The organism is Sphingomonas sandaracina (genome assembly GCF_036663695.1).
GTDB lineage: Bacteria > Pseudomonadota > Alphaproteobacteria > Sphingomonadales > Sphingomonadaceae > Sphingomonas.
Genome location: NZ_JAXOJK010000001.1, coordinates 325042 through 341776 on the forward strand (window position 1 = coordinate 325042; position 16735 = coordinate 341776).

The 16735-nt window shown below is 66.4% G+C and carries 13 protein-coding genes and 1 tRNA gene; 4 read left to right on the forward strand and 10 right to left on the reverse strand.

Features of this window, described 5'->3' with window-relative positions; all coding sequences use genetic code 11:
* The first annotated feature begins 73 nt into the window (after positions 1-73).
* Positions 74-274, forward strand: a complete 201-nt coding sequence (locus U1707_RS01325; RefSeq protein ID WP_332798359.1) for a DUF5818 domain-containing protein — start codon at positions 74-76, stop codon at positions 272-274.
* Between the two features lie 106 nt (positions 275-380).
* Here U1707_RS01325 and U1707_RS01330 read toward each other — a convergent pair whose 3' ends face one another.
* The 10 genes from U1707_RS01330 to U1707_RS01375 all read right to left on the reverse strand — a co-directional run bounded on the left by U1707_RS01330 (position 381) and on the right by U1707_RS01375 (position 13233).
* Positions 381-746 (reverse strand): DUF4440 domain-containing protein, encoded by a 366-nt coding sequence (locus U1707_RS01330; RefSeq protein WP_332798360.1) that lies wholly within the window; start codon positions 744-746, stop codon positions 381-383.
* A 93-nt stretch (positions 747-839) separates the two neighbouring features.
* Positions 840-1631, reverse strand: a complete 792-nt coding sequence (gene cobA / locus U1707_RS01335) for a uroporphyrinogen-III C-methyltransferase (RefSeq protein WP_332798361.1) — start codon at positions 1629-1631, stop codon at positions 840-842.
* Complete coding sequence (locus U1707_RS01340) at positions 1621-4218, reverse strand: molybdopterin-dependent oxidoreductase (RefSeq protein WP_332798362.1); 2598 nt, start codon at positions 4216-4218, stop codon at positions 1621-1623. Before U1707_RS01340 ends, cobA begins: the two co-directional genes overlap by 11 nt.
* 133 nt (positions 4219-4351) lie before the next feature.
* Complete coding sequence (gene nirD / locus U1707_RS01345) at positions 4352-4690, reverse strand: nitrite reductase small subunit NirD (protein ID WP_175518279.1); 339 nt, start codon at positions 4688-4690, stop codon at positions 4352-4354.
* A complete protein-coding gene (gene nirB, locus U1707_RS01350) occupies positions 4687-7191 on the reverse strand; it encodes a nitrite reductase large subunit NirB (RefSeq protein WP_332798363.1) in 2505 nt (834 codons plus the stop codon). Before nirB ends, nirD begins: the two co-directional genes overlap by 4 nt.
* Positions 7192-7228: 37 nt before the next feature.
* Positions 7229-8611, reverse strand: coding sequence for an MFS transporter (locus U1707_RS01355; protein WP_332798364.1), 1383 nt, complete (start codon positions 8609-8611; stop codon positions 7229-7231).
* Positions 8612-8978: 367 nt separating this feature from the next.
* A complete protein-coding gene (locus U1707_RS01360) occupies positions 8979-10193 on the reverse strand; it encodes a CmpA/NrtA family ABC transporter substrate-binding protein (RefSeq protein ID WP_332798365.1) in 1215 nt (404 codons plus the stop codon).
* Positions 10193-10771 carry an ANTAR domain-containing response regulator gene (locus U1707_RS01365; RefSeq protein ID WP_056414275.1) on the reverse strand — a complete coding sequence of 193 codons (579 nt, stop codon included), beginning with the start codon at positions 10769-10771 and terminating at the stop codon, positions 10193-10195. Before U1707_RS01365 ends, U1707_RS01360 begins: the two co-directional genes overlap by 1 nt.
* Positions 10772-10862: 91 nt before the next feature.
* The gene (locus tag U1707_RS01370; RefSeq protein ID WP_332798366.1) at positions 10863-12791 is read right to left on the reverse strand and encodes a glycoside hydrolase family 84 protein; all 1929 of its coding nucleotides are present in this window, start codon (positions 12789-12791) and stop codon (positions 10863-10865) included.
* A gap of 365 nt (positions 12792-13156) precedes the next feature.
* Positions 13157-13233, reverse strand: a tRNA-Pro gene (locus U1707_RS01375).
* Positions 13234-13395: 162 nt separating this feature from the next.
* Here U1707_RS01375 and U1707_RS01380 point away from each other — a divergent pair.
* The 3 genes from U1707_RS01380 to U1707_RS01390 all read left to right on the forward strand — a co-directional run bounded on the left by U1707_RS01380 (position 13396) and on the right by U1707_RS01390 (position 16711).
* Positions 13396-14442, forward strand: a complete 1047-nt coding sequence (locus tag U1707_RS01380; RefSeq protein ID WP_332799018.1) for a lytic murein transglycosylase — start codon at positions 13396-13398, stop codon at positions 14440-14442.
* A 99-nt stretch (positions 14443-14541) separates the two neighbouring features.
* Positions 14542-15705 (forward strand): D-alanyl-D-alanine carboxypeptidase family protein, encoded by a 1164-nt coding sequence (locus U1707_RS01385; protein WP_332798367.1) that lies wholly within the window; start codon positions 14542-14544, stop codon positions 15703-15705.
* A gap of 28 nt (positions 15706-15733) precedes the next feature.
* Positions 15734-16711 carry a DNA polymerase III delta subunit-related protein gene (locus U1707_RS01390; RefSeq protein ID WP_332798368.1) on the forward strand — a complete coding sequence of 326 codons (978 nt, stop codon included), beginning with the start codon at positions 15734-15736 and terminating at the stop codon, positions 16709-16711.
* Positions 16712-16735 lie beyond the last annotated feature (24 nt).

A 16735-nucleotide genomic window follows, 5' to 3' on the forward strand; every position in this document is an offset into this window, starting at 1 on the left:
CAAAATGCAAGGCCGGTTACGACGATTGTCGGTGACTGACGGTAGCTTTCGCGGTGAAAGGAACAGGCGTTTGATGATACTCGGTAGCAGGATCGATGAGACTGGCACGCTGCTGCGCGATGGCGGCGCATTCTACCTGCGACGTGACCTGGGCGGCCGGTACGAGTTGGAACTGCACCGTACGCCGGTGGATCTGGTAGAGAAGCGCGTTCGCCTTATCGGTACGCTGGTCGGCCCGGATCTTGTCAACGCCGATGGCGTGGCTCCGGCCTGACACGAGTAGTAGAACATTTCCGGTCGACGACTGCATTCATCGCTCAGAATTTCGCACCATGTACGGAGAGGACAGTGGGGAGGCGGATGACCGCCCCCCTAAGTGATCACGCTGCGCTCGCAACCAGTGCAGGCGTCTGCTGGTGCTGAACGACACGCCACTCGTCATGCTCCAGACGGCGCATCGTCGTAGTGCAATAGGCGGTGTAACCGGTCGATCCTTCCCGGCTCGCCTCGGCCTTGTACGCGATCGCGATCAAGCCCTCTTGCGGCCGCATGACCTGCTGTTCGCTAAACGTCACATCCGACCAGCGCGGCGTGTCCGCGACCGCCTCGATCGCTTGCGCGCCCGTCAATACGAAGGGCTGCTCCGGCAGCACCATCACGCACTCGTCATCGATCAGAGCACGGTACTGCTCGACATCGCCCGTCCACAGGCTTTCTTCGAAAGCCCACACCCGATTGTCGTCCATTCTATTTCTCCTTCGCCTGCTATCGAGCGCGGGGAAGGTGCAGTTCGTTCCCTGGGATCAGGCAGACCATGGGCTTTCGATCGTCCAAGCATCCTATGTTGCCGAAGCCAGCCGTTCGTCAGTATGGATCGAGGCTTGCCGCACGGTGTCGGACGTTACCGCAATAGCCTCGCCGATTAGCAACAGCGAGGGATCATGGTCGCTGATCGTCTCGACCAGAAACGCCAGCGCCGACAGCCGCCCGCGCAGGATGCGCTCGGTCGGGAGCGAGACGTTGACCGCGACCATCACCGGCGTATCGGGCGATCGGCCCGCCGTGATCAGGTTGCGCCCGACTTCGGCAGCGGCGGCGCGCCCCATGTAGACCGCGAGCGTCGCATCGGGCGCGGCAAGGGCGGTCCAGTCGAGATCGAGCGCTTCGCCGGCGCGGGCGTGCGCGGTGACGAACGTCAGCTTTCGTGCGAGGCCGCGCAGCGTCAGCGAGGCGCCACCCGACGCCGCTGCGGCGCTGGCGGCAGTGATGCCGGGGCAGATCCGCACCGTGATGCCGTTAGCGGCGAGGTGGTCGAGTTCTTCGGTCGAGCGGCCGAAGATCGACGGATCGCCGCCCTTGAGCCGGACGACGCGCTTGCCGGCGAGCGCTGCCCTGGCGAGCAAGACGTTGATCGAGACCTGATCCTTCGAATGGCGGCCCGATCGCTTGCCGACACTTACCCGCTCGATGCCGTCAGGAATGAGTGCAAGGACGCCTGCGCCGACCAACGCGTCGAAGAACACGATATCGGCGGCGGCGATCAGCCGTTCGGCCTTACGCGTCAGGAGATCGGGATCGCCGGGGCCGGCACCGACCAGCCAGACCGAACCAGGCGGGAAATCATGCGACATTTGCTGATCCTTGCGTGACGAGGAGTTTGGCGAGGGCCGGGCGGCACGATCCGCAATTCGTGCCGGCTTTCAGCGCAGCCCCGATCGACGGAACGTCGGCGAGTTGCTGGTCGGCGATCGCGGCGAGGATGGTCTTCAGCCCAACGTCGAAGCACGCGCAGACGATCGGCCCGCGGTCGACCTGCACGCCCGGTGCGCGACCGGCGAGCAGGGTAGGCGCGGCAACCGCTTCGCTCAGTTGTGCGACGAGCCAATCGCGCAGTGGCAGCGTGCCGTTGCGCGTGACGAACAGGACGGCCGCGAGTTTGCCACCATCGAGGATCGCGATACGGCGCGAACCCCGTGCGGCATCCATTGCCTCGATCCGCTGGCCCTTCGGCAGCAGTGTGTCGAGTGTGGCCGCGTCACCGTTGCCCGCCACGTCCCACGCCGTTCCGCATGGCACCGCGACGCGCGTTGCCCAAAGGCAGTCCGGGCGGCTAGCCAGTTCGCCGCGGACGACGACGAAGCCGCGCCATTCGATCGCCACGACCTCGATACGCACGGGGGTAGACTTGAAGCCCGGCTGACCCGAGATCGGATCGGCGAGCGGGCGGGGGAGGAGCCCCGCACGCCCCCCGGTCGCGGTGCGATCGGTCCAGTGGATCGGCACGAACAGCTCGCCGACCCGCTGCGTCGCGACGACGGTCGCGCGGAAGACGCTGTCCCCCTGCGGCGTCGTCACGCGCGCCAGCCCGCCATCGACGATCCCCAGCCGGGCCGCGTCGTCGGGATGGATCTCGACCAAAGGCTCCTCGCGGTGCCGTGCCAGCTTGGGCGACAGGCCGGTGCGTGACATCGTATGCCACTGGTCGCGATAGCGCCCGGTGTTGAGCGTCATCGGCCATTGCGCAAGCGGCGCGGCCACCGGTTTCTGCACGACCGGCACCAGCCGCGCGCGACCATCCGGCGTCGAGAAACGCCCATCCGCGAACGGCGTGCCGCCCCAGCGGAACGGCGTCATCGCGTCATACTCGGCATTACCCTTGGCTGCGTGGCCGGGCAGCGCGAACAGCCGCGTGCCGTCATTCTCATACCCTGACAGCCGGCAATGCTCGCGCCAGATCTCGGCGGGGCGATCATAGGAAAACGCGGTCTTCCACCCCATCCGCCGGCCGACTTCGGAGACGATCCACCAGTCGGGTTTCGCCTCGCCGGGCGCAGCCATGAAGGCGCGCTGGCGGCTGATCGTGCGGTCGGAATTGGTGACGGTGCCGTCCTTTTCCCCCCACGCTAAGGCGGGCAGGTGGACATGCGCGTGGACCGAGGTATCGGTCGTCGCGATCACGTCGGACACGACGACGAACGGGCACGCCTCCAGCGCCTCGCGCACACGGCCCGCGTCGGGCATCGACACCGCCGGGTTGGTCGCCATCACCCACAGCGCCTTGATCCGGCCGTTGCCGAGCTCGCGGAACAGGTCGACCGCCTTCAGCCCTGGCTTGGTCGCCATGTTCGGCGCGGCCCAGAACCGCCCGACACGCGCGACGTTCTCGGGCGCGAAATCCATGTGTGCGGCAAGGCTCGATGCCAGCCCGCCGACCTCGCGACCACCCATCGCATTGGGCTGACCGGTGATCGAGAAGGGCGCTGCACCCGGCTTAACGATGCGGCCGGTCGCGAGGTGGAGATTGGTGATCGCATTGACCTGATCGGTGCCCGACAGCGACTGGTTCACGCCCTGGCTGAACATCGTCACGGTCTTCGGCGTCGCGGCGAACAGCTCATAGAAGCGCCTGAGGTCCTGCGGCGAAACGTCGCAGGTTCGCGCCACCGACCACAGGTCGCTGCCCTCGCCGATCTGGTCCCAGAACGCATCGGGTGTCGACACATGCGCGGCGAGATAGGCGTAATCGACCACGCCCGCGTCACGGCACCACGCCAGCAAGCCGTTCATCAGCGCGACGTCGGTGCCGGGCCGGATCGCAAGATGCAGGTCGGCCTCGTCCGCGGTCTCGGTCCGGCGCGGGTCGATCACCACGAGCTTCGCGCCAGCATCACAGCGCGCGCGGATGCGTTGATAGACGATCGGATGGCACCAGGCGGTGTTTGATCCGACCAGCACGATCAGGTCGGCGGCGTCGAGATCGTCGTAGCTCGCGGGGACGATATCCTCACCGAACGCCCTCATGTGGCCCGCGACTGCGCTCGCCATGCACAGCCGCGAATTGGTGTCGATGTTGGCCGAGCCGATGAAGCCCTTCATCAGCTTGTTGGCTACGTAATAGTCCTCGGTCAGCAACTGCCCGGAAACGTAGAAGGCGACGCTGTTGGGACCGTGTTGCGCGATCGTGTCACGGAAGCGTTTGGCGACGAGGTCGAGCGCCTTGTCCCACGACGCGCGCCGCTGGCCGATCATTGGCGTGAGCAGGCGGCCTTCGAGCCCGATCGTCTCGCCGAGATGCGTGCCCTTCGAGCAGAGCTTGCCGGCATTGGCGGGGTGGTCTGGGTCGCCGGCGATGCGCGCGGTCCGCTCGCCGGTCGAGGTCGCGAGGATGCCGCACCCGACACCGCAATACGCACAGGTGGTGCGAACGGGCGCGTTCAAAGCCCCTCCCCTTCAGGGGAGGGGTTGGGGGTGGGGCGTCTCAGGCTCGCAGAGACGAACGACTTTGTGTGCGGCACCGCCCCACCCCAACCCCTCCCCTGAAGGGGAGGGGCTTGAGTATGAAGCACACCCCTCACGCCGCCGCCTTCATCGTCGAGGTCCGGCACAACAGCACCCGCCCACCGCTCACCTTCACCGGGATCACAGGCGTACACCCCTTGTCCTCGCCCAGCGCCTCGCCCGTATCCAGCGCGATCCGCCAGTTGTGCAGCGGGCACGCCACCGCGCCGCCGTGCACGATGCCCTGCGACAGTCGCCCACCCTTGTGCGGGCACCGGTCCGCCAGCGCGAAGACCTTGCCGTCACCGGTGCGGAACACCGCAATGTCGTCACCGCCGGTGACCTGCACCGTGCGGCTGCCGCGGACCGGGATCTCGTCGACCCAGCCGATATCGAGCCATTCGCCGATCATGCCATTTCCCTCCCGATAGCGACGGGCGGGTCGATGGGCGTGAAGCGCGCCATCGGCGCATGCTGCTCGCGATGCTCCCCCGCCGCGCGCGCCGCCCACGGATCGTCCTGCGTGAACTGCTGCGAGAACAGGAACCGCGCCGCCAGCGCATCGCGGCCCTCGGCATCATCGGCGATCCGTTCGCGAATATATTCCACGCCGATCCGCTCGATCCACGGCGCGGTGCGTTCCAGATAGCGCGCTTCCTCGCGGTACAACTGGATGAACGCGGCGCAGTACTGCATCGCCTCCTCCTCGGTCGCGACCTTGCACAGGAAGTCGGTCGCGCGGACCTTGATCCCGCCATTGCCGCCGACCGACAGCTCGTACCCAGAATCGACGCAGACCACGCCGAAATCCTTGATCGTCGCCTCGGCGCAGTTGCGCGGGCAGCCGCTGACCGCGATCTTGAACTTGTGCGGCATCCAGCTGCCCCAGGTCATCCGCTCGACCTTGACGCCGAGTCCGGTCGAATCCTGCGTCCCGAACCGGCACCAGTCCGACCCGACGCAGGTCTTCACGGTGCGCAGCGACTTGCCGTACGCATGCCCGCTGACCATCCCGGCGGCGTTGAGATCGGCCCAGACCGCGGGCAGATCCTCCTTCTTGATCCCGAAGATGTCGAGCCGCTGGCCGCCCGTAACCTTGACCATCGGCGCATCGTATTTCTCGACGACGTCGGCGATCGCGCGCAGCTCGCGGGGGTTGGTGAGCCCACCCCACATCCGCGGCACGACCGAATAGGTGCCGTCCTTCTGAATGTTGGCGTGCAGCCGTTCGTTGACGAACCGGCTCTGCTGGTCGTCCTTATAGTCGCCCGGCAGCGCGCAGAGCAGATAGTAATTGAGCGCCGGGCGGCACGACGAACACCCGTCCGGCGTCGACCAACTCATCTTCTGCATCACTTCGGGGATCGATCGCATGCCCTGCGCGACGATCTCGCGGCGGACGTCGTCGTGGCCAAAGCTGGTGCATTTGCACATCGTCTTGACGTCACGTTCGCCCGAATACTCGTCGCCCAGCGTGACCGCGAGCAGCGTCTCGACCAGCCCGGTGCACGATCCGCACGACGCCGACGCCTTGCAGGTCGCGCGGACCGCGTCGAGCGTCGCGTTGCCGGCGCCGATGCACGCCACGACCTTGCCCTTGGTGACGCCGTTGCAGCCGCAGATCTCCGCATCGTCGGAGAGCGCCGCAACGGCCGCCTTAGGGTCCGCTGCGCCTCCTCCGGAGGCGAAGGACTGGCCGAAGATCAGCATGTCGCGGATGGGGGCGATATCCTCAGCCCGCTTGAGCAGGTCGAAATACCAGCCGCCATCGGTCGTGTCTCCGTACAGCACCGCGCCGACGATCCGGTCGTCCTTGACCACGACGCGCTTGTAGATGCCGCGCGACGCATCGCGCAGGACGATGTCCTCCGCGCCCGCGCCGCCCGAGAAATCGCCCGCCGAGAACACGTCGAGCCCGGCGACCTTCAGCTTGGTCGAGGTCACTGATCCGCGATAGCCGCTGTGACTGTCGGTCAACCCGTCGGCGAGCGCACGGCACATGTCCCACAGCGGCGCGACGAGACCGTAGACATTGCCGTCATGCTCGACGCATTCGCCGACCGCCAGGATCGATGGGTCGCTGGTGACCATATGGTCGTCGACCTTGATCCCGCGGCCGATCTCCAGCCCCGCGTCGCGGGCGAGCGCGACGGAGGGACGGATGCCGACCGCCATGACGACGAGGCTGGCGGGGATCAGCGTGCCGTCCTTGAGCAACACGCCCTCGACGTGTGTTTCACCGACGATCTCGGCCGTGTTCGCCTCGGTGAGTATGACCTGACCGCGTGCCTCCAGCGCCGACTTGAGCAACCAGCCCGCTGCCTCGTCGAGTTGGCGCTCCATCAACGTCGGCATGAGGTGGATCACCGTCACCTTCATGCCCCGCAACGTGAGCCCGTGCGCGGCCTCCAGCCCGAGCAGCCCGCCACCGATCACCACCGCCGCGCCACCCTTTCCGGCGGCATCGAGCATGTGATCGACGTCCGCCATATCGCGGAACGAGATGACGCCGGGCAGGTCCTTGCCGGGGACGGGAATGATGAACGGATCGGAGCCGGTCGCGATCAGCAGCTTGTCGTACGACACGGTCAGCCCCGACCGCGCGGTGACGGTCTTCGCGGCGCGGTCGATCGCCTGAACCGGGTCGCTGGTCACGAGTTCGATCGTGTTAGTCGCGTACCAAGCGTGATCGTTGATGACGATCTGCTCGAACGTCTTCTCGCCCGCCAGCACCGGCGACAGCATGATGCGGTTGTAGTTCACATGCGGCTCGGCGCCGAAGATCGTCACGCGGTAGCGGGTCGGGTCGCGTGCGATCAGTTCCTCGACTGCGCGACAGCCGGCCATGCCGTTGCCGATCACGACGAGGTGTTCGCGGGTATCGGGGGAGGGGGTGATGTTTTGGAATTCCATCAGATCGTCCAGTCGCGTTGGAGCCGGGGAAGGGGGGTCACGCGGGGAGCGCGCCGTTGGCCGAGCGGTCGCTGGTGCGGCGTGCGTCGAGCGCGGCGTCGAGCAGCGCGCGCTCGTTCGATTTGTGCGTGGCGGAGAAGCGGACGGCGAGCGCGCAGACCGCCGTGCCCGCGACGATGTAGCCGAGCATTACGAGGCATTGCTGCGGGGTGGCCGATGCCTTGTTCAGGAATCCCGCTGCGACTGCGCCGATATTGCCGCCCGCGCCGATCAGGCCAGCGACCCCGCCCAGCGCCTTGCGGTCGATGAACGGCACCAGCGCATAGGTCGCGCCGCACGCCATGTGCGTGAACAGCCCGAACATCGTCATTGCCAGGATAGCCAGCGTCACGCTGCCGGCATGACCGAACAACACCAGCCCCACGCCTTCGCCCAGCATCAACACGAACAACAGCAGCGCACGGCCATCGAGCCCCTTGGCAAGCGCGATCCGGTCGCTCGCGATCCCGCCGAGCGCACGAGCAAACAGCGCGAGACCACCGAATATCCCGGCCGCGAGGCCCGCATTGGTCAGCGAAAGCCCGAACCGGTCGACGTAATAGCTCGCGGCGATGTTGTGGATGAAGATCTCGACCCCGAAGCAAGCGCCATAGGTCGCGGCGAGCATCCAGGTTCGGTAATTCGCGGCCGCGCGGCGGAAGATCGCCATGCCGGTCGCCTTGCCGCCGTCCAGTTCGATGCCCGCCGCGCGGAGGTCGACGATGTCGCCCTGCGGCGTGTCCTGCGTGTACCGCGCGTAGACCAACGCCATAACCACCATCGCAACACCCGGCACGAACATCGCCGCCCGCCATCCCCAGACTTGCTCAACGCCCAAGCCGATCAGCGCCGCGACGACCAGCGGCATCAGGCTCTGCGCCGCGCCGCCGCCCGCATTGCCCCAGCCGCCGACGGTCGCGTTGGCGGTGCCGACGACGTTGGGCGCGAACATCACGCTAGTATGATATTGCGTGATGACGAACGACGCGCCGATCGCACCGATTGCGAGGCGGAAGAACAGGAACGTCTCATAGGTCTGCGCGAACGCAAGCCCGAACACCGGGATCGCGCCGAGCAGCAGCAACCAGCTATAGGTGCGCCGCGGCCCGAACCGGTCGCAGAGCGGCCCGACCACCAGCCGCACCAGGATCGTCACCGCGACCGCGGCGATGTTGATGTTGGCGATCTGGTCCTTACTGAGGCCGAACTCGGCCTTGATCAGCGGCATCAGGGGCGCGGCGGCGAACCAGGCGAAGAAGCACACGAAGAACGCCAGCCATGTCACATGGAACGCGCGCATTTGCGGCGTGGCGGCACTGAACAGGTCGATCCGTGTGGCCTTGGGCGCGGTGATGTCGATACCCGGTGATGCGAACAGCATGTTTTCCCCCATCTGCGACGGACAAAGAAAAAGCCGCCCCGACGGCGACCTTGCGGACGCATCGGAGCGGCTTCGTTGCCTATGGACGATCGGTGGATCGCCCTACGCGGTCAGGTCCCGTCGTTGGAGCCGGTCTCGCGGTGATTTCGCGTCCGACTCCTTTGCCGGACAATGCGAAGATGACCGAAGTGGCCGTATCGCGCAAGCTTCATTTCGCACGTGCAGCAGATTCGGGATGCGAGACCTTTCCCACCCACTCCGTCATGCCGGGCCTGTTCCGGCATCCACGGTGCCGCGAGACCGGCAGTATGGGATGTGCGGCACGGTGGACCCGGAACAAGTCCGGGGTGGCGGATCGCGTTAGCCTTTATGGCAACCCCGCCAGATACCCCTCGATATCATCCGGATCGAACGCGCGCCGATCGAAGAAAGCATCGCGCCCGAGGATCAGCCGCCCCTGCGTCGATCCCGCGCCGATACTGTCCGCGCCAATCGCCCCCTCCAGCTTCGAACTCGCATTGGGCAGCGGCGCGTCTGAACCCGCCAGCGCCGCGCGGTACACGTCCGGCCGGAACACGCCTTGCGCGACGTCCGCCTCCTCGGCCGAGAACGGCGTGCCGTCCCACCGCACCATCTGCGAATACAGCCATGCCGCCTGACTCCGCCACGGGAAGTTCGCCGCCTCGCGGTACTGGAACATGAAGTCCGGCACGTGGATCGGCACCGCATCCTTCACCAGCCGCACCCGGTCGCCGATCGCCCGCGACACCGCATCGACCGGCGCATCGAGATAGTCCGCGCGAGACAGGATCGCCGCATTCGCCTCAAGCGTATCCGGATCGACGAACTGCGCAGCGGCGGCGTGAAGCGCGCGGATCAGCCGGTGGACGACGTCGCCGCGCTCGACCAGCGTCGCCGCGCGCATCGCCAGCACCTTCTCGACGCCCCGCCGCCAGATCTGCGCCGTCACCAGCGCGATCCGTCCGACTCCGCGATCGACCGCGACGCCGTTCCACGGCTCGCCGACGCAGATCCCGTCGACCTCGCCCGCCGCCAGCGCATCGGCGGCGAAGGTCGGGCTGGTCGTGACGATCTCGACATCGATATCCGGCCGAATGCCCACCTGCGCCAACCAATAGCGCAGCATGTAATTATGGCTCGAATAGCGATGCACCACGCCGAACCGCAGCCGCCGCCCCGCCGCAGCACGCGAGATCGCCACCGCCTTCAACCGCGCGCCGAGCAAGACGGGATCGCCCAACGCGTCCCCGTCCAGCACCTCCGCGGCCAACGGCAACGACAACGTGATCGCGTTGCCGTTCAGCCCCAGCACGAACGGTACCGCCATCGGCACCGCCGGCCGCCCGCGCCCGAGCGCCGTTGCGATCGCCAGCGGCGCGACCATGTGCGCGGCATCGGTATGGCCGTACAGCAGCCGGTCACGCACCGTCGCCCAGGTCATATCGCGGACCAGTTCGATCTCCAGCCCCTCGGCCTCCGCGAACCCGCGTTCGCGCGCGAGGATCGGCAGCGCCGCATCGACCAGTGGGAGGAAGCCGATGCGGACCCGGTCGAGCGCCATCACAAATCTCCCATGAGCGCATCGCTGGTGATGATCGCGTCGGCGATCTCGGCGATCCGGCGGTTGGATCGCATCGCCTGCGCGCGGAGCAGGCCGTAGGCGGTCGGCTCGTCGATCCCGCGGCGCTTCATCAGGATCGCCTTCGCGCGGTCGACCGTGGTGCGATCGGCCAGCGCGCTACGCGCTTCGTGAAGCTCGGCCTGCAACCGCGCAAACGCCTGGAACCGCCGGATCGCAAGATCGATGACGGGCTTGATCCGCTGCTTGGCGAGGCCGTCGACGATATACGCCGACACCCCCGCATCAACGGCCGCGGCGGTGGACTCCGCATCGCTCTGGTCGACGAACATCGCGATCGGCCGGGCCAGCGCCCGTGACACCGCGAAGAACTCCTCGAGCACGTCGCGACTGGGATTTTCGAGGTTGATTAACACTACCTCGGGCGCCGCCTTCTCCAGCGCCGCGACCATCCCCGGTGTACCGTCGATCACGACGATATCGTCGAGCCCCGCCTCGCGCAGGCCATCCGAGATAATCGCCGCCCGCGTAGTGCTTGTATCGATGATCGCGATCCGCATGGCTGTATCTTATGCCGCGCGGTTCCCGATGGCGAGGGCGCATCCCTTCGATCTGCATAGACGATCACGGAACCCAGAAACGGCTTTTGCCTCAGCCGCCCGAGCGTTCCGCTACCGGACCGGTGACCGGTAGGTGATCGGCTCCGATCAGCATCGGTGCATCGGCGACGAACCGGTCCAGCACGCCGTCAGCAATCTTGATCGGACCATCGAACCGGGTCGCGCCCGGTATCGACCGGATTGCCGCCGCCTCCGACGCGAGCCGCCCGGCCTCGACGAAGTAGCGCGAGGCAGCGGGACTGCCGCGATCCGCCGCATCTAGCCCGGCTGCAGTCAGATGGAGCGCGCGGCCCCATCGTTGCATCGCGTCCAGCCAGGGACGCGACTGCGCGGCGAAATCGGGATCGACGGTGCCCGCGCGGATGATGTCAGGAGCGTTCGTGATTTCGTCCGCACGTTGGCTAAGGTCGGCGATTGCCCGATGTCGCCCGGCATCGTCTCCGTCAGCGATTGCCTCGCGCACCCGGTCGAGCAGCGCCTTCAGACGCGGCGCCTGTTCCTGCCAGGGTTGGGTGCCGAAAGTCGGAGCCATGTGCTGCGTATCGAAAAACATCAGAAGTGCAGCGGTCGCACGCGCGTCGCCGCCGGCCAGATCCCTCGCGGTGGCATGCCATGTCCGGTCGGCATCATACCCCTTGTCGTTCCATCCGAACGCCGCGACGCCGGTCACCGCGACGCGGCTCGGTGCTTCCTGGTTCATCGGGTTCGACAGGATCCCGGTCAGTTCACCAGACAAACCGGCCTCGCGCCGGGCATACGGCGCCAGCAACAGCCGCCCCGCCGACTGCGCATAGTCGTTGACTGGATAATTGTCCCACAACAGCGTCTTTCGCCCGAACGCCTTCGTCGCGGCTTTGGCATCTGGCACCGAGATGGCGGGCGGTACGACATCGGTACCGGTCCATTGCACGACGATGCGCGGGTCGAGATATTGGCGTAACGCGGCCTTGTACGGGCTTTCCTTCGCATCGAAATACTCGGTCGGCACCATGATGAGCGGATGCGCGGCGGGATCCTTCCTGGTCAGATACGCCTGCACGCCATTCAGTAACCGCGCCTGCGCAATGCCGGCCGCTTGCGCACCAGACGGGCCGAAAGCCGCCATGTCCTTGTCGCAATTCCATTTGGTGTATTCGATATCGTCGAGCGCCACGTAGAAGCTGGTAATGCCGATGTCGCGCAGCGCATCGAACTTGCGTTCCAGCGCTTTCGCGTCGGCGGGGTCGGCGAAACAGACCGTGGGCCCCGGCGAGATCGCATACACGAAATCGACGTGGTTCCGACGCGCTGTCGTCGCCAATCCTGCGAGCGCGGTCAAGGTTGCTGCAGGATACGCCTCGCGCCACCGATCGCGCGCATACGGATCATCCTTGGGAGAATAGACGTAGGTGTTCGCCTTGACGGTCGCGAGGAAGTTCAAATGCTTCGTACGCTCCGTCATCGACCATGGGGCGCCGTAGAAGCCTTCGATGGTGCCGCGGATCGGCATTGCCGGGTGATCCTGGATGACGACCGCCGGGATGCTCGCCTGTGCCGCCAACTGGCGAAACGTCTGGGCGGCGTGAAACAGGCCGTCGGCATCACGTCCCGCCAATGTGATGACGCCCGCGTCACCCGCCGCGACGCTGGCAATCGTATAGCCCTCGGGATGGTCATCAATCACGGCGCCGCTCCGCGCCAACGCATCGCGCACGACGCCCGCGCTGCCGATCCCCACGACAATGTGCGGTCGGTCGATGAGGGGCGGGAGGCGTCGCGCCGTCGCGATGGTTTCTACGCCTGCCGACGCCAGTATTCGCCGCACTAGCATCACCGTCTCGCGGTCTACGCCTGGCGCTTCGATCAGGACTACCGAACGGCCCAGCGTGATCGCCCCCTCACCCAGCACAGAGGATACCGGTGCCGGAAACAGCGCTGGCAACGTCGCAGGCCGCGCAAAAGCAGGGGTCGCTACGATCACTGCCAAACTAGCTACCGACATCGTCAGGCGAGAAGCCGCGCAGGTACGTCGTGGCATGCCGCAATTCTCCGGTATCAAAATGGTATCATAGATACCATCTGTGCGATCGGCCGCCTCGTGGCAGATCATACGGTTCCGGGCAATGGAACGGCCTAGCCCGAGCATACCATCCGATAACCAGTCAACCTGGAGCTTGCGTCGCGAGTAAGAGCTGACCGTACGCATGCGTAGTGGCCTGACGCGCACGAAAGATGACTATTTCGGCGGGGTGCCTAGACGACGCAAGCGCAGCTCCAACCTGCGAGACGGAACGCCAATCGTATGGCCCGACGCTTAGTCAGTTCGGATTTACCGTGCTGAAAAGATGGTCGGGGAGACAGGATTCGAACCTGCGACCCCCTGGTCCCAAACCAGGTGCGCTACCAGCCTGCGCCACTCCCCGACGGCGCTGCGGTTAGGCGTAGTCGCCGGATTGTGCAAGCGCGTTATGATCTTTGTGTGACATGCTGGCGACGCATCGCGTGGGCCCGCGCCACGGCTGAATGTGCCGATCGTGCGACGATACGAGGTTCCGGTCGAGACCTCGCTGTGGCACAGCCTGACCATGGGTGGTTCATTGACAGCAGCGGCGCGCGTGCGCAGGGTTTTGATCGGCGTCGTCGCCACGCTGGCCGGCAGCGGCCCGGCGCTGGGACAGGACGATGCAGGATTTCAGGCGTATATGACGACGCTTCGCCAGCAGGCGCTGGCGGACGGGGTGAGCACGCGGACGGCCGATGCGGTGTTTCCGGGGCTAACGCTCAACCAGCGGGTCATCGACCTCGACCGGCAACAACCCGGCGCGACCAACAGCAGCGCGATCCCGGCCTTCGCGCCGTACCGCGCGCAGCATGTCGACGCGGCACGGATCGCGCGCGGGCGCCAGACCTATCAGGCGCAACGCTCGCGATTGCAGCGGATCGAACAGACCACCGGCGTACCTGAATCGGTCATGGTCGCCATCTGGGGGCATGAGACGAATTACGGCAGCTATACCGGCAATTTCGATCTGCTCCGGTCGCTTGCGAGCCTCGCTTATGAGGGCCGGCGGCGGTCGCTGTTCGCGGGGGAGTTTATCGCAGGGCTCAAGATGCTCGATCGGGGCGTAACGCGCGACCAGTTGAAGGGGAGCTGGGCAGGAGCCACCGGCAACCCCCAATTCCTGCCGTCGATCTATCTGCGTCTGGCCCGCGACGGCGACGGCGATGGGCGCGCGGATATTTGGAACAGCCCGGCGGATACGCTCGCCTCGATCGGCAATTACTTCGTCGATGCCGGCTGGCGTGCGGGCCAGCCCTGGGGTGTCGCGGTCAACGTGCCCGCCGGGTTCGACCGGTCGCAGGTCCGCAACCGTCTCGTGTCGCCACGCTGCCCGCGCGTGTTCGAGCGGCATAGCGGTTGGCGAACGATCGCCGAATGGCGTGCGCTGGGGATCTCGCCACAAGGTCGCAGTCTGCCAGCCGACAGCGTGATGGCGACCTTGCTCGAACCGGACGGGCAGGGGGCGACCGCGTATCTGCTCACCAGCAACTACCGGGTGATCCTCGATTACAACTGTTCGAACTTCTACGCACTCTCGGTCGGGCTGCTCGCCGACGCGGTCGAACGCTAGGAAATTGCGCGCAACGGATACGTGACGCGGTCGCCCGGCGCGGCTATGACCTGCATCACATCCTGCCCACGGACCGCCCTTTTGCTCACGGAATACCCCATGAAGAAGCTGATCGTCGCACCGCTCGTCGCCATCGCGCTGGCGCATCCGTCCATTGCCGCTGCGCCCCAATTCCAGACCGCCGCGCCGATCGCGTACATGGAGGACCTGTCGTCGGGCGCGGTGCTGTTCGCCCGCGATGCCGACCGTCGCATGCCGCCGGCCTCGCTCGCCAAGATGATGACCGTTTATGTCGCGTTCGACATGGTCAAGAAGGGCGAGTTGAAGCTCGACCAGATGATGCCGGTGCGGCCCGAGACCTGGGCGAAATGGCATGGTCCGGCAGCGGGTTCGACGATGTTCCTGTCGTCGGGCGAGAATGTCAGTGTGGCCAATCTGCTGTATGGCATCGTCACGCTGTCGGGGAACGACGCGTGCATCGTGCTTGCCGAGGGCATCTCCGGCTCCGAGCAGGCCTTCACCGAACGGATGAACCGCAAGGCGGCCGAACTCGGCCTCAAGGATAGCCATTTCGGCACAGCGAACGGCTGGCCCGACAACGGCGTCACCTATGTGACCGCGCATGACCTTGCCAAGCTCGCCGCCGCGACGATCACCAACTACCCCGATCTCTACAAGCAATTCTATTCGAAGCGCGATTTCACCTGGGGCAAGACGATGGGCGGCAGCGCCATCACTCAGGCGAACCGCGACCCGATCCTCGGTCGCGTCGCTGGCGCGGATGGCCTGAAGACCGGGCACACCGAGGAAGCCGGCTACGGCTTCACCGGGTCCGCCGTTCAGAATGGCCGCCGCCTGGTGATGGTCGTCGCCGGGCTGACGAGTTCAGGTCAACGCGCCGAGGAATCGGTACGCTTCATGGAATGGGGCTTTCGCGCATGGCAGTCCAAGCCGATCGTCGCGAAAGGCAAGAAGATCGAAACCGCGTCTGTCCAGCTCGGGGATTCATCGTCGGTCGGGCTCGTAGCGCCCAAGGCATTGACCGTGACGCTGCCCGCCGGCACGTCGCCGACGATGACCGCCAAGGTCGTGTACGATGGACCGATCAAGGCGCCGATCAGGGCCGGCCAGCATGTCGCCGATCTCGTCGTCACCACGTCCGACGGGCTTCAGCAGACCATGCCGCTGGTCGCCGAGAAGGACGTCGCCGAAGCCGGTTTCTTCGGTCGTGCATGGGCAGGGTTGACCGGCTTCTTCGGCTGATGACCTTGGTCCCGACGGCGCTGCAGGCATGACGTCGATCATCGGCAACGCCGCTGCGCAGTCTGCCTTCATGGCAGCGATGCGCGGCGGTTCGTTGCATCACGCGTGGCTGATCGCCGGGCCTCAGGGTGTCGGCAAGGCGAGCTTCGCGCGCGCTGCAGCGATGCGCATGCTGGCGGATGCGGCCGAGCCCGATGGCGGGTCGACTGGGCTCGAGGTTCCCGAGGGGAACAGAACGCGGTCGCTGATGGAGGCCGGGTCGCACCCGGATTTCCGCGTGCTCGCGCGGTTGCCGAAGGACGCCGAAAAGCCCGATCAGGATTTGGCGCGCAGCATCACGATAGCGCAGGTCCGTACGCTGCAACCGCTGTTCGCGACCACGCCGTCGATGAGCCCGCGGCGTGTGGTGGTGATCGATGCGATCGACGATTTGGAGCGGGGCGGGGCGAATGCGCTGCTCAAGAACCTAGAAGAACCACCGGCGGGAACGATCTTCCTGCTCGTCAGTCATGCGCCGGGCCGGTTGCTGCCGACGATCCGCTCGCGGTGCCGGCTACTCCGGTTCGAGGGGCTCTCGGACGGCGAGGTCGCGACCGCGATCCGGACGTTGCAGCCCGACGCGGACGAGGGCGAGGTCGCGGCACTGGTTCGGGCCAGCGACGGCGCGCCCGGTCGCGCGCTCCGCTATGCCGGGCTCGACATCGCCGCGATCGACGATGCCATCGCCGCGATCGCGCAGGACGGCGACCGCGACAACGGACGCCGGCTGAAGCTGGCCAAGGCTCTGGGGCTCAAGACCGCGCAACCCCGCTACGAGGCGTTCCTCGATCGTGCGCCCGCATTCATCGCCGACGCCGCACGGACGCGGTCGGGGCCCGCGCTGCTATCCGCACTCGACGCGCACGCCGCGGCACGCGAACTGGCAGGCGCCGCGATCGGCCTGTCGCTCGATGCGCAGGCCACCGTGTTCGAGATGGCGGGGATCGTCGCGACATTGCGCCACTGATCCGCCCGCGCAGGCTTCACCTGA

Excerpts from the sequence above, each read along its gene's own strand:
- cobA (WP_332798361.1), bottom strand. The coding sequence starts at position 1,631 with ATGTCGCATGATTTCCCGCCTGGTTCGGTCTGGCTGGTCGGTGCCGGC.
- U1707_RS01380 (WP_332799018.1), top strand. The coding sequence starts at position 13,396 with ATGGGTGGTTCATTGACAGCAGCGGCGCGCGTGCGCAGGGTTTTGATC.
- U1707_RS01390 (WP_332798368.1), top strand. The coding sequence starts at position 15,734 with ATGACGTCGATCATCGGCAACGCCGCTGCGCAGTCTGCCTTCATGGCA.
- U1707_RS01360 (WP_332798365.1), bottom strand. The coding sequence starts at position 10,193 with ATGGCGCTCGACCGGGTCCGCATCGGCTTCCTCCCACTGGTCGATGCG.
- U1707_RS01365 (WP_056414275.1), bottom strand. The coding sequence starts at position 10,771 with ATGCGGATCGCGATCATCGATACAAGCACTACGCGGGCGGCGATTATC.
- nirD (WP_175518279.1), bottom strand. The coding sequence starts at position 4,690 with ATGATCGGCGAATGGCTCGATATCGGCTGGGTCGACGAGATCCCGGTC.
- U1707_RS01385 (WP_332798367.1), top strand. The coding sequence starts at position 14,542 with ATGAAGAAGCTGATCGTCGCACCGCTCGTCGCCATCGCGCTGGCGCAT.
- nirB (WP_332798363.1), bottom strand. The coding sequence starts at position 7,191 with ATGGAATTCCAAAACATCACCCCCTCCCCCGATACCCGCGAACACCTC.
- U1707_RS01325 (WP_332798359.1), top strand. The coding sequence starts at position 74 with ATGATACTCGGTAGCAGGATCGATGAGACTGGCACGCTGCTGCGCGAT.
- U1707_RS01330 (WP_332798360.1), bottom strand. The coding sequence starts at position 746 with ATGGACGACAATCGGGTGTGGGCTTTCGAAGAAAGCCTGTGGACGGGC.
- U1707_RS01355 (WP_332798364.1), bottom strand. The coding sequence starts at position 8,611 with ATGCTGTTCGCATCACCGGGTATCGACATCACCGCGCCCAAGGCCACA.